Origin of the sequence: Qingshengfaniella alkalisoli (assembly GCF_007855645.1) — a bacterium.
In the GTDB taxonomy this organism is placed as follows: Bacteria; Pseudomonadota; Alphaproteobacteria; order Rhodobacterales; family Rhodobacteraceae; genus Qingshengfaniella; species Qingshengfaniella alkalisoli.
On the sequence record NZ_CP042264.1, the window covers coordinates 214,347 to 227,500 of the forward strand.

At 58.9% G+C, this 13,154-nt stretch carries 9 protein-coding genes, 1 tRNA gene, 2 rRNA genes and 1 pseudogene (1 of these 13 only partly in view); 5 read left to right on the forward strand and 8 right to left on the reverse strand.

The features are described from left to right. The first annotated feature begins 1 nt into the window (after position 1). Entirely contained in the window at positions 2-691 is a 690-nt protein-coding gene (locus tag FPZ52_RS15980; RefSeq protein ID WP_146366613.1) for a hypothetical protein, read from the forward strand. Then, on the forward strand, positions 688-2,538 hold the full coding sequence (locus FPZ52_RS15985) for a V-type ATP synthase subunit A (protein WP_146366614.1): 1,851 nt from the start codon (positions 688-690) through the stop codon (positions 2,536-2,538). The genes FPZ52_RS15980 and FPZ52_RS15985 overlap by 4 nt, the downstream gene beginning before the upstream one ends. A 137-nt stretch (positions 2,539-2,675) precedes the next feature. On the opposite strand, the pseudogene FPZ52_RS15990 reads toward FPZ52_RS15985, so the two are convergent. Continuing rightward, positions 2,676-3,614: pseudogene (locus FPZ52_RS15990) on the reverse strand (IS5 family transposase). Between the two features lie 592 nt (positions 3,615-4,206). Between FPZ52_RS15990 and FPZ52_RS15995 the strand changes: the two are divergent. The 3 genes from FPZ52_RS15995 to FPZ52_RS16005 are packed head-to-tail and all read left to right on the forward strand — an operon-like array spanning position 4,207 to position 9,150. Beyond that, positions 4,207-5,265, forward strand: coding sequence for an HlyD family secretion protein (locus tag FPZ52_RS15995; RefSeq protein ID WP_168201398.1), 1,059 nt, complete (start codon positions 4,207-4,209; stop codon positions 5,263-5,265). Next, a complete protein-coding gene (gene rbbA / locus FPZ52_RS16000) occupies positions 5,262-8,030 on the forward strand; it encodes a ribosome-associated ATPase/putative transporter RbbA (protein ID WP_146366616.1) in 2,769 nt (922 codons plus the stop codon). Before FPZ52_RS15995 ends, rbbA begins: the two co-directional genes overlap by 4 nt. A 7-nt stretch (positions 8,031-8,037) precedes the next feature. Then, positions 8,038-9,150 (forward strand): ABC transporter permease, encoded by a 1,113-nt coding sequence (locus FPZ52_RS16005; RefSeq protein WP_146366617.1) that lies wholly within the window; start codon positions 8,038-8,040, stop codon positions 9,148-9,150. Between the two features lie 12 nt (positions 9,151-9,162). Here the strand turns inward: FPZ52_RS16005 and FPZ52_RS19445 are convergent, their stop codons facing one another. From FPZ52_RS19445 to FPZ52_RS16030, 7 genes are all read right to left on the reverse strand, one after another. Continuing rightward, the gene (locus FPZ52_RS19445; protein ID WP_276617462.1) at positions 9,163-9,378 is read right to left on the reverse strand and encodes a transposase; all 216 of its coding nucleotides are present in this window, start codon (positions 9,376-9,378) and stop codon (positions 9,163-9,165) included. Next, positions 9,371-9,694, reverse strand: coding sequence for a transposase (locus FPZ52_RS19450; protein WP_276617463.1), 324 nt, complete (start codon positions 9,692-9,694; stop codon positions 9,371-9,373). The genes FPZ52_RS19445 and FPZ52_RS19450 overlap by 8 nt, the downstream gene beginning before the upstream one ends. A 61-nt stretch (positions 9,695-9,755) precedes the next feature. Then, positions 9,756-10,118: a hypothetical protein gene (locus FPZ52_RS19325; protein WP_240804496.1), complete on the reverse strand. Its 363-nt coding sequence runs from the start codon at positions 10,116-10,118 to the stop codon at positions 9,756-9,758. A 418-nt stretch (positions 10,119-10,536) separates the two neighbouring features. Next, positions 10,537-10,794, reverse strand: a complete 258-nt coding sequence (locus FPZ52_RS16015) for a hypothetical protein (RefSeq protein WP_146366618.1) — start codon at positions 10,792-10,794, stop codon at positions 10,537-10,539. A 64-nt stretch (positions 10,795-10,858) separates the two neighbouring features. Further along, a tRNA-Met gene (locus tag FPZ52_RS16020) sits at positions 10,859-10,935 on the reverse strand. A gap of 75 nt (positions 10,936-11,010) precedes the next feature. Continuing rightward, positions 11,011-11,125: ribosomal RNA gene (gene rrf, locus FPZ52_RS16025) — 5S ribosomal RNA — on the reverse strand. A gap of 79 nt (positions 11,126-11,204) precedes the next feature. Beyond that, positions 11,205-13,154 (reverse strand): 23S ribosomal RNA (locus tag FPZ52_RS16030) (it continues 912 nt past the right edge of the window).

Genomic DNA, 13,154 nt, shown 5'->3' on the forward strand with positions numbered 1-13,154 from the left:
CGTGAACGGTGAATACGTCACCCTGATGGCCAGCCTGCCGGCGCTCGGGCCGATGCTGGCCGCCAAGCACTCGCCGATCAATCGCGACCGCCTGACGGGGCGACTGCGCATGCTGCGCCCGGAACACCAGGCGGAGATTGCGGTGGCGGCGGAACTGCTGGACTGGTCGCGGATCGCTCTGCGCGAGGACGACGCCGAGCTGGTCCGCAAGGCCCATAGGATCGTGCCCGCAATGAGCAGCGTCCCCTTGGCCGAACTGGTCCGCGGCCGGATGGAAATGCGCACGCTGGTCTCGGCGTTGCGCCGCCGCCACGCGGGCGAGGACGCCCCGCCTGTCGACGCGCTGTGGGGCTATGGCCGCTACGTGACCCGGATCCGCACCAATTGGGGCCAGCCGGGATTCGGCGTGACGGCCGCCTTTCCCTGGGTGCTGCAGGCCCGCGACCGGCTGGCCAAGGGTGACGCGACCGGGCTCGAACGGATCCTGTTGGAAGAGGCCTGGCGCATGTCCTCGTGGTGCGCAGTCGGCCATGATTTCGATTTCGAGGCGGTGGCGCTGTATATCGTACGCTGGAACCTGCTTGACCGCTGGACCAGGTATGACGCCCAGACGGCGGCGGCCCGCTTTGCCGAACTGGTGGACGAGGCCCTTGCCGCCGCACCGGAAACCCTGACGGAGACCCTGACATGACCGGCGATTCCCCCAGCAACGGCCCGACGGCCCGGATTTCCGCCGTGCAGGAAGACATCGTGCGGCTGCGGCTGACCGACCCGGAGACCCAGGCCATGGTCAAGAACGAGGTCGTCTATGTCCGCCCCGCGCGCAACCCGGACGAGCGGCTCAAGGCCGAGGTCCTCCGCATCAGCGGCGACCAGGCCGATGCGCAGGTCTACGAAAGCACCGGCGGGATCGAGCTGGGCGACGGGGTCGAGCAGAGCGGGCGGCTCCTGTCGGTGTCGTTGGGCCCCGGGCTGCTGGGGCAGGTCTATGACGGCCTGCAGAACCCGCTGGAACCCCTGGCGGTGGCCCATGGCACCTTCCTGCCGCGCGGTATCGAACTGCCCGGTCTGGACAGTACGGCCAAATGGGCGTTCTCGCCCAGCCGCCGCATCGGCGAGAAGGTGACGGGGGGCGACACGCTGGGCACGGTGCCCGAGGGCGTCATTCAGCACAAGATCATGGTCCCCTTCGACATCGACGAGGAGGTCGAGCTGACCTGGCTGCGCGGCGGCAGCGTGACGGTCGAGGATCCGGTCGCGCGGCTGCGGGACGCGGCTGGCGTCGAACGCACGGTCACGCTTAGACAGGACTGGCCGGTGCGCCTGTCGCTGCCGCGCCGCCTGATCGAGAGCAAGCGCTCGGAACGGCTCTATCCCGACACACCGATGATCACGAGCCAGCGGCTGATCGACACGTTCTTCCCGATCGCGCAGGGCGGCACCGCCTGCATCCCCGGCCCCTTCGGCGCCGGCAAGACGGTGCTGCAGAACCTGATCTCGCGCCATGCCGACGTGGATGTGGTGATCGTGGTCGCCTGCGGCGAACGCGCCGGCGAGGTCGTCGAGACGATCACCGAGTTTCCCCGGCTCCGCGACCCGCGCACCGGGGGCTCGCTGATGGACCGCACGGTGATCATCTGCAACACGTCGTCGATGCCGGTGGCCTCGCGCGAAGCCTCGATCTACACTGGGCTGACGATCGGCGAATACTACCGCCAGATGGGGCTGAGGACGCTGCTGATCGCGGATTCGACCTCCCGCTGGGCGCAGGCGATGCGCGAAACCTCGGGTCGGCTGGAAGAGATCCCCGGCGAAGAGGGCTTTCCCGCCTATCTTGACAGCTCCATCAAGGGTGTCTACGAGCGCGCCGGGCTGATCCGCACCAATGACGGCTCGACCGGCGCGCTGACCATGATCGGCACGGTTTCCCCGGCCGGCGGCAACTTCGAGGAACCGGTGACCCAGTCGACGCTGTCGGCGGTGAAGTGCTTCCTGGGCCTGTCCGCCGACCGCGCCTACAAGCGGTTCTATCCGGCCGTGGACCCGCTCCTGTCGTGGTCGCGCTACCGCGAACAGCTGGCACCGTGGTTCGCGGAGCAGATGGGACCCGACTGGGGCGCGCGCGTCCAGGCGATGGAAACCCTGCTGTCGCGCGGCGAGGACATCGCCCAGATGATGCAGGTGACCGGCGAGGACGGGGTGACGCTGGACGATTTCGTCACCTACCAGGCGGCATTGTTCCTCGACATGGTGTTCCTGCAGCAGGACGCCTTCGACGAGGTCGATTCCTCGGTGCCGCTGGCCCGCCAGAAGGCGCAGTTCGACGGTGTCCACGCCGCGGTGACGCGCAGCTACGCCTTTGCCGACAAGGCCGCCGTGCGAGATTACTTCACCAGGCTGACCGGGCTGTACAAGAACCTGAACTACGCCGCGCAGGGATCGCAGGACGAAGAACGCCTGCTGGACGAAATCGCCGCGCTGGACCGCACGGTTCCCATTTTCGCGCACGGCGCTGATTCTGAGGCCGCGGCCCCTTGACCGCGTCGTGGGCCGGCTCCCGGCCTGACGCTCAAGGTGCTTTTTTGTCTTCCACTTCGCCAGACGGCGTTGTCACGCTATTCGGCTCTGTTTCACAAATCAGCTGATGGCGGAGGTTCCCCTTTCGCCGGACAGAGTCATCCCACAGCTTCGGTGACGGGTATGCCGAGCGCTGTGACGGCGTTCAGGATAGCGACGCGGACTTGGAACTCGGCAACCTGACGGTCGAAATCCCGAGCGGCCAGACGTTGGCCCAGCAGTTTGACACAATGCGTCTTAGTCTCGACGCGGCTCCGGCGGTGATAGCCGCTCCATCGTCGCCAGATAGTTCGACCGAAGCGTTTCGACGCGCGAAGCGCCTCGTTCCGCGCCATCGCCCCGGGGCTATCGGGCTTCCATGGTTTGGCATTTTTACGGGGTGGTATGATGGCCGTAGCGCTGCGAGCGGCGATGGCATCATGGCACTTGCGGGTGTCGAAGGCACCGTCGGCAGTGACGCTGCCGATCTCCTGATCGGGCGGGATTTGGTCGAGAAGTTCGGGCAGCATGGGCGCGTCGCCGACATTGCTGGTTGTGAACTCTGCAGCCCGGATTTCGATGTTTTCTCGTCAATTCCAATGTGGATCTTGCGCCAGACACGGCGTTTGGTGCCACCGTGCTTTCGCGCGTTCCATTCACCTTCACCCTCGACCTTGATGCCTGTGCTGTCGATCAGCAGGTGTAACGGGCCGCCTGATCCACGGTAGGGAATGTTCACATTCAAGGTCTTCTGGCGACGGCTCAGGGTGCTGAAATTTGGTACCGCCCAGTCCAGGCCAATCAGACGCAGCAAGCTCTCGACAAATCCTGTCGTCTGCCTCAGCGCCATGCCGAAAAGCACTTTAATCGTAAGGCAGGTCTGGATGGCAACATCGCTGTAGTCGGGCTGGCGACCACGCTTTCCGGTCGGCGTCGCCTCCCAGGTCATGGCGGGATCAAACCAGATTGTCAGCGAGGTCGCAAAGCGACGCGCTTGAGCGCTTCGTTGTAGGCCGACCAGTTCCTGGTCTTGTAGGCGGGGGGATAGGTCTGCTCATGCCGTCCAGCTACCACACTGGATTCACAAGATGAATCCCTCACAGGATTTGTGCAACAGAGCCGGATGTGCCTACATGAACGCGAGAAACTGTTTGCGCGACAGCTTCTTGCGAAACACGACCTAACCTTCAACTGTCGCCCCATGCAACTGAAAGACCTGCTTGGCCAGGTCAACGCCGATGATCGAAACTTCTTTCATTGCCATATCCTTCCGATCCTATGCGGACCACATTGGCACAAGTGCCGTCAGGAGGGGCTACCCAACCCATCATCAACGCCCTTGTGTAATGCCGTCTGCAGCGGCAGCAACTCGGGAGAGTTCTGTTTCTGGGACTGCGTTTCGTACAGCGCGAATGACCGAGCCTCGCGAGGGCTGCCCGCTTTTAACGACACTCCCGCGAACCAGGAATTTTCAAGGTCTCGGAGATGGATGGGCAGAACAACGAACAAGCCTGAGCACTTCGCGCTTGATGCGTTGTGCGTGCATCCCGTTGACACTTGGTAAAGTACGCTGCAATCTTTTTTGTGTCGTGCTGCGGTTGGTTGCGGTCCGCTGAATCTACTGGATATGAATAGGCTAATATGAAGCAGCTGAGCAGAAAATGGATCTGGGTCGGTACTGTTGCCGTGGTGATTGTCGGCGCCTATCTGGCGTGGAACAAGCTCGCGAACCCGGGTCTTCCGGCTGAAATCGCGACGGGCAATGGACGCATTGAGGCTACTGAAATAGATATTTCCGCGCGTTTGGCCGGACGGATTGACGAAATCCTAGTTGAAGAGGGGGACGCTGTTCAGCGCGGCGACGTACTGGTCCATATGGACGTTGTCCAGCTAACCGCGCAAAGACGAAAGGCTGAAGCGGCCCGTCGTCGCGCGGAAATCGCCATCGAGACAGCCAACAGCCAAGTGACACAGACCGAAGCGCAGAAAGCAGCAGCCGAAGCTACTGTCGAGGAAGCGCAAGCCGTCGCCGATGCCGCTTCTGCAAGGGTTGCGCGGACGGAGCGCCTGGCGGCCACCAGCGTGTTGTCCCAGCAGGTACTGGACGATGACCGCGCCTCTGACAGGCAAGCTCAGGCCGGGCTTGCTTCGGCAAAGGCGTCTTTGGCCGCCGCAGAAGCGGCGATCGGGACGGCCAAGGCTCAGGTTGTGGATGCCGAGGCTGCGGTGGAGGCCGCGCAAGCAGAAATCGACTATGTAACAGCGCAGATTGATGACAGTACGCTTATCTCGCCCCGAAGCGGACGTATCCAGTATCGTATCGCGCAGGAGGGCGAGGTCGTTTCGGCCGGGGGACGGATTCTCAGCCTCGTGGATTTGAGGGATGTCTATATGACCTTCTTCCTGCCAACCTCGCAGGCCGGGCTGGTCAACGTTGGGTCCGAGGTGCGGCTCGCCATGGATGCGTTGCCCGGTTATGTTCTTCCTGCGAGCATTTCCTTTGTGGCGGATGTTGCGCAGTTCACGCCGAAGACCGTCGAAACCGCCGAAGAACGTGAAAAACTTATGTTCCGGGTCCGGGCGCGCATCAACCATGAGCTTCTGGAAAAATATATCCAGTATGTGAAGACCGGGTTGCCGGGGCAGGCTTATGTGCGGCTCGATCCGAATGTCGAGTGGCCTGATTTCCTGTCGAATGTCGTTGAATGACGGGGATCGCGGATCAAGGTGAGGGCGATCGGACGGTCGCGCAGGTTGACCATCTGAGCTTGGCCTATGGCGAGGTTCAGGCCCTTGACGACGTCACTCTGTCCATTCCCGCAGGCCGGATGGTCGGATTGATCGGACCTGACGGCGTTGGCAAATCAAGCCTTCTGGCTTTGCTATCCGGCGCCAAGGTAATCCAGCAAGGGCAGGTGCATGTCCTTGATGGCAGCATGCAAGATCCGGTCCACCGGCGCCAAGTCTGTCCACGAATTGCATACATGCCGCAAGGGCTGGGCAAGAACCTGTATCCAACGCTATCGGTCTTCGAGAACATAGATTTTTTCGGCAGGTTGTTCGGGCATGACCGGCAAGAACGCGAGCGCCGCATTGACGACCTGCTTCTGTCCACTGGGATGTCCGAATTCCGGGATAGGCCCGCTGCCAAGCTATCTGGCGGGATGAAACAGAAGTTGGGACTGTGCTGCGCGCTGATCCATGACCCTGACTTCCTCATACTTGATGAGCCGACCACTGGGGTCGACCCACTTTCGCGGCGCCAGTTCTGGGAACTGATCGACGACATCCGAACAGACCGTCCGAGCATGAGCGTGATCGTTGCCACCGCCTATATGGAAGAAGCGGCGCGTTTCGACTGGCTGGTGGCAATGAATGCCGGCCAGGTGCTGGACGCGGGCACGCCTGACGAATTGCTGAGGCGGACCGGAGCTTCAAACCTGGACGACGCCTTCATTGCTCTGCTTCCACAAGAAAGCCGAAAGAATCATACGCGTGTCTCGGTCCCCGCGCGCGGCGAGGCCTGCGGGAATGACGTGGCGATCGAAGCTGATCATTTGACCATGACGTTCGGCGATTTCACTGCCGTGAACGATGTCAGCTTTCGGATCGAGAAGGGCGAGATATTCGGTTTCCTTGGATCGAATGGTTGCGGCAAGACCACAACGATGAAGATGCTAACCGGGCTGCTGGAACCAACAGATGGCCGAGCGAAGCTGTTCGGTCAAGAGGTGGACACCAACGATATGGCGACCCGCCAACGCGTCGGGTTCATGAGCCAGGCATTTTCTCTCTATTCCGAGCTGACGGTCGCACAAAATCTCGATCTGCATGCGCGGCTCTTCGGAATGGACGAAGCGATCATCTCGACGCGTATTGACGAAATGGTGGGTCGCTTCGAACTGGACGAAGTGCTCCATACCTTGCCGGAGTCACTGCCGCTGGGAATTCGCCAGCGGTTGTCTCTCGCTGTGGCGCTGATCCATGGCCCTGAAATCTTGATCCTCGACGAACCAACTTCGGGCGTTGACCCGATCGCTCGCGACGGTTTCTGGCAAATCCTGTCGGATCTGTCGCGCAATGATGGCGTGACGATATTCGTGTCCACGCACTTCATGAACGAGGCCGCACTTTGCGATCGGATTTCGCTGATGCATGCGGGTCGGGTTCTGGTGAGCGATACTGTAGAACAGATCACCGCGTCGAAGAACGCAACGACCCTTGAGGATGCATTCATCGCGTATCTCGAAGAAGCGATTGGTGAAACCGCCGCTCCCGCCAAAACTAGTGATGGCATTGTCACACGCGAAGCCGAGAACAGCGAAGACGCTCCGGTCCCCATGGGGGCGTTCAGCCTGCGCCGGATGCTTAGCTACACCAGATTGGAAGCGCTTCAGCTTCGGCGCGATCCAATCAGGCTGACAATGGCGCTGGTCGGCAGTTTGATTCTGATGTTCGTCATCGCCTATGGCATCAACACGGATGTAGAGGATCTTCGCTTCGCCGTTCTGGATCGTGATCAGACAACAACAAGCCGAAGTTACGCGCTTGATATTGCGGGTTCACGCTACTTTGATCAGGAATCGGCGCTGATAGACTATGACGACATGGATGCGCGCATGCGGACTGGTGATCTGGATCTCGCGATAGAAATACCAGCCGGGTTTGCCCGCGATATTGCTCGCGGAAATAACGTCGAGGTCGGCGTCTGGATCGACGGAGCCAATCCATCGCGCGCGGAGACCGTCAGCGGCTATGTGCAGGGTATTCATGCGGATTGGTTAACCCGCATCGCACGTGAAACCTATGGGAGAGCGGCAACCGAAGGAAATTTCAATCTTGTCACTCGGTTCCGCTACAATCCGGACGTCAAAAGCATCGTTGCCATCGCACCCGCCGTCATCCCGTTGCTGCTGCTGATCATTCCCGCGATCCTCACGACATTGAGCGTGGTCCGAGAAAAGGAACTCGGTTCCATCGTGAACTTTTACGTCACGCCGGTTACCCGATTGGAATTCCTGCTGGGCAAGCAACTGCCATATGTCATTCTGGCAATGCTCAACTTCGCGATGTTGACAGCGTTTGCGATCTACTTTTTCAAGGTGCCGTTTACAGGCAGCATCTTGGCCTTTTCGCTTACGGCATTTTTGTATGTCATGGCGACGACATCTATCGGGCTGCTGATCTCTACCTTTATTTCCAGTCAGGTCGCTGCGCTCTTTGCGACGGCATTGCTGACGATGATCCCGGGAGCACAATATTCCGGGTTAATCGATCCCGTATCGTCCCTGCAGGGGGCTGGCAGGTTCATCGGGGAAATCTACCCGACGACTTACTTCATCATAGCGTCGCGTGGAACGTTTTCGAAAGAATTGGGACTTGGCGATCTAACCAATGTTGTCGTCGCACTTTCGCTAACTATCCCCATCATTCTCGCCTTGAGTGCGGCAGCTCTGAGAAAGCAGGAAAAGTAGGGTCCCGATGAATCTCGTGAATGTCTTTCAACTGGGCATCAAGGAGCTGCGAGGTCTCTGGCGTGACCCTATCATGCTGATACTGATCGTCTATTCCTTCACATTGTCGGTCTACACGTCGGCCAACTCAACGCCTGACTCCTTGTCCAACGCGACGATTTCGATTGTGGACGAGGACCAGTCTGAGCTGTCGTCCAGGATCGTGACCGCATTCTATCAACCCTATTTTGTAGAGCCCAGTTTCATAACGATACCGGAAATGGACAGTCGGATGGATGAGGGGCTGGACACGTTTGCCCTGAATATCCCTGCGGGTTTTGCCCGGGATGTCTTGGCCGGCCGATCTCCAGACATCCAGTTGAACGTAGATGCGACACGCATGACACAGGCATTCACCGGCAGCGGATATATTCAGTCCATCGTGTCAAGCGAAGTGTCGGAGTATGTGGATAGCTATCGACCGAGCGACGACTTACCGGTCGATCTGACGTTGCGTGCGCGCTACAACTCATCCTTGGATCCGGGATGGTTTGGATCAATCAATAGCGTCATCCAGTCCATTACCATGCTTTCTATCGTCCTCACCGGGGCGGCGCTGATCCGCGAAAAGGAGCACGGCACTGTGGAGCATCTACTCGTGATGCCGGTTACGTCTTTCGAAATTATGCTGTCGAAGATCTGGTCGATGGCGTTGGTCGTGCTGATTGCCTCAGCCTTCTCGATCATTGTCGTCGTTCAGATGCTGCTGAACGTTCCGGTGGCGGGGTCGGTTCTGCTTTTCATGGTAGGTGCAGTGCTGATGCTTCTGGCGACCACTGCATTGGGAATCTTCCTGGCGACCATGGCTGGCACGATGCCACAATTTGGATTGCTGCTCATATTGGTGCTTTTGCCGCTTCAGGTTCTCTCCGGAGGTATGACGCCACGCGAAAGCATGCCTGAGATCATTCAGAACATCATGCTCGCCGCCCCTAACACGCATTTTATCATCTTGTCACAGGCAATTCTGTTTCGTGGCGCCGGGCTGCCGGTGGTGTGGCCACAATTTCTTGCCCTCGCAGCGATCGCGACGCTACTCGTCTGGTTAGCCTTGAATCGCTTTCGTCGTTTCCTGCGCTAGAGCCTGTCGCGTTTAATCGGTTTGGTATCCTGCGGCTTTGAAGAAGTTGTAGCACTCCTCTTCTGTGAAGAGGGTGCAGACCCGCCCGACGGTCTGCCAAAGTTCGTCATAGGTTCGTGCGGCGGCCTCGCGGATCAGGGCTTTGAGTTTCGAGAACGCCATTTCTATGGGATTGAGGTCCGGACTGTAGGGCGGCAAGAACAAGAACCACGCGCCGATGTCACGCATCGCGCGGGCGGCCCCCGGGGCTTTTGTGGCTGGACAGGTTGTCGAGGATGACCACGTCGCCTTCGCGCAATGTCGGCACGAGTTGGGTTTCGATGTAGAGCTCAAACATCTCGGCGTTCATCGCGCCGTCAAGAACCCAGGGCGCGTCGAGCCGATCATGGCGCAGGGCTCCGATAAACGTCTGGGTGCGCCAGTGCCTGAACGGTGCGCGATCGAGCAGACGCTGCCCGCGCGGTGCCCAGCCGGTGGTTTTCACCATATTGGTCTTGACCGAGGTCTCGTCGATGAAGGCCAATCTGTCCAGATGGTTGGTCATGAATGGCTGGCGTTTTGTGACCCAGATGCGGCGCAGGTCGGCGACATCCTTGCGCTTCTGCTCAAGCGCCTGAAGGTCTTTTTTTGTGACTGAGGCCGAGCGGGTGCAAGAGCCGCCCGACCGACGACCGATGCACCTTGAGGCCATGTTCCGCGCCCAGATCGGCCGTCAACTCGTCGATCGCCAGATCGGGCTGCGCCGCGGTCCGGCCCTGCACCCACTCCTTGACGCCGGTCAGCTTGCCGCGCCCCGGGTTGTCCTGCGGCTTCGGCTTCAGCGCTCCGGTTTCGCGCTTGAGCCGCCCCATGTCGTTGACGAACTTGATCGAAACGCACAGTCGCCGGGCTGCTTCTGTGTGCGTGATCCCCTGTTCCACAAGCGCAACAGCGCGTTCTCGCAGCTCAATAGGATGCGGTTTGCCCATCTATGATCCCCATATCTGCCTCAATGGCAGGGAATCACAGAATGAACGCCGTGGAAATTCCGAATCCGATCAAGACCGACACGTTCTAATGTGAGTAACCGCACCTTACAGAAGCGGGGACACGCCACTCGGGACACATATCGAACCGCTGAAGGGCATCGCGATCACGCGACACAGCCATGATGCAGGGACAACGTTCCGCCTCGACGACTATTTCAGCGCCCTGTTAAAGGTTTCATCATCGACACGGTCTCACTCACTCGGTCGTTTCTCCATTTTAGAGGCTCCGAGAGTAATGTCCAATGTGCTGTGTGTCGGGGGGCGTCGGCCCAAAATAGTGTTGGCGCGTCACCTTTGCGGCAAGGTGGCGGGTATTGGAAGCAGGCCATATAGCAATGGCCGATGCGTCGGCGGCACCTCAATCTTGTTTGGCGAGCCACTGGTTGTATTCCCTTTGCGCGGCTTCCAGCGCTTCGGGGTTCACCGTGCGCGTCGCAATCGCACGGTTCAGAGCGCGGACGCGTTTATTGAAGACGACGTCATCATTTTCAGACCCCGCAGTTCGGGTCCAGGCCGCCGAGGCGATGCGCACCCTGATCTCCGAGATCCGGATGGTTCCAGCAGCGGACGCGCGCGATGGGCACAGGATCGAGCTCAGCGGTGATCTGTCCGGCATTCTGGCCTTGGGAGATCTGGATACGACAAAGCCCCGCTTTTGGCGAGGGCTGGGTCGGTTACTTTGGTTGCGGGAGTAGGATTTGAACCTACGACCTTCAGGTTATGAGCCTGACGAGCTACCGGGCTGCTCCATCCCGCGCCATTGCTGCGTTGTTTTTTTTTGCAGCTGATGTGGATTTGAACATCGTTAGAGAGATTTGTGGCTTTTTTCTAGGTTTGGCGATGACCTACTCTCCCACGTCTTGAGACGCAGTACCATCGGCGCGACAGTGCTTAACTGCCGAGTTCGGGATGGGATCGGGTGTTTCACTTGCGCTATGATCACCAAACCGAGGAAAAAGCCATTATTTCCAAGTCATGTACACTATGTTTTGTGTATGCTTTTGACCAGTCTTGCTTTTACTGGATCAAATCAAGCCTATCGGACAATTAGTACCGGTCAACTGAACGCATTGCTGCGCTTACATCTCCGGCCTATCGACGTGGTGGTCTACCACGGTCCTCAGGGATACCTTGTTTTGAGGGGGGCTTCCCGCTTAGATGCCTTCAGCGGTTATCCTTTCCGATCATAGCTACCCAGCACTGCCATTGGCATGACAACTGGTCCACCAGTGGATCGTTCACCCCGGTCCTCTCGTACTAGGGGCAACTCCTCTCAAGTATCCTACACCCACGGCAGATAGGGACCGAACTGTCTCACGACGTTCTAAACCCAGCTCACGTACCTCTTTAAACGGCGAACAGCCGTACCCTTGGGACCTGCTCCAGCCCCAGGATGAGATGAGCCGACATCGAGGTGCCAAACGGTGCCGTCGATATGGACTCTTGGGCACCATCAGCCTGTTATCCCCGGCGTACCTTTTATCCGTTGAGCGATGGCCCTTCCACTCGGGACCACCGGATCACTATGGCCGTCTTTCGACTCTGCTCGACTTGTCAGTCTTGCAGTCAGGCTGGCTTCTGCCATTGCACTCAACGAGCGATTTCCGACCGCTCTGAGCCAACCTTCGCGCGCCTCCGTTACGCTTTAGGAGGCGACCGCCCCAGTCAAACTACCCGCCACACAGGGTCCCGGATCCGGATAACGGACCGCGGTTAGACAACAAGCGAGCGAAGGGTGGTATCTCAAGGGAGGCTCCACCGCGACTGGCGTCACGGTTTCAAAGCCTACCACCTATCCTGCACATCGCTGGCCTGTTGCCAGTGTGAAGCTGTAGTAAAGGTGCACGGGGTCTTTCCGTCTAACCGCGGGAAGCCTGCATCTTGACAGGCAATTCAATTTCGCTGAGTCGATGTTGGAGACAGCGGGGAAGTCGTTACGCCATTCGTGCAGGTCGGAACTTACCCGACAAGGAATTTCGCTACCTTAGGACCGTTATAGTTACGGCCGCCGTTTACCGGGGCTTCAGTTCGGAGCTCTCACTCCTCCCTTTAACCTTCCGGCACCGGGCAGGCGTCAGACCCTATACGTCGTCTTGCGACTTCGCAGAGCCCTGTGTTTTTAGTAAACAGTCGCCACCCCCTGGTTTGTGCCCCCAGCCACTAGTTGCCTAGAAACCGGGCCTCCTTCTCGCGAACTTACGGAGGTATTTTGCCGAGTTCCTTCAACATCGTTCTCTCAAGCGCCTTGGTATTCTCTACCAGTCCACCTGTGTCGGTTTCGGGTACGGTCTGATGGAGGGCTATTTCCTGGAACCGGTTAGCGGCCCGACCAATCCGATAAGGTCGAACAACGTTTCCGATCCGTCACATCCTCCTGGCCCACGAATATTAACGTGGTTCCCATCGGCTACGCATTTCTGCCTCGCCTTAGGGGCCGGCTTACCCTGCTCAGATTAGCTTTAAGCAGGAACCCTTGGACTTTCGGCGACAGGGTCTCTCACCCTGTTTGTCGCTACTCATGTCATCATTCTCGCTAGTGATCACTCCACCGGATCGCTTACGCGCCGGCTTCACAGTCAACTCCGAGCCTCCGTTATTTTTGCGCTACCGCGCAGCTCAATTGAGCTGCAGAGGCGTTACAAAAATACAAGAGGCGTGGAGTTATATCACACTACGCTCCGCTACCATGCACATAGTGCATCCTAAGCTTCGGCTCATGGCTTGAGCCCCGTTACATCTTCGCCGCAGGACAACTTGATTAGACCAGTGAGCTGTTACGCTATCTTTAAAGGATGGCTGCTTCTAAGCCAACCTCCTGGTTGTTTTGGTCGTCCCACTAGCTTTCCCACTTAGCCATGAATTGGGGGCCTTAGCTGTAGGTCAGGGTTGTTTCCCTCTCCACGACGGACGTTAGCATCCGCCGTGTGTCTGCCATCTAGTACTCCCGGGTATTCGGAGTTTGGTTAGGATCAGTAA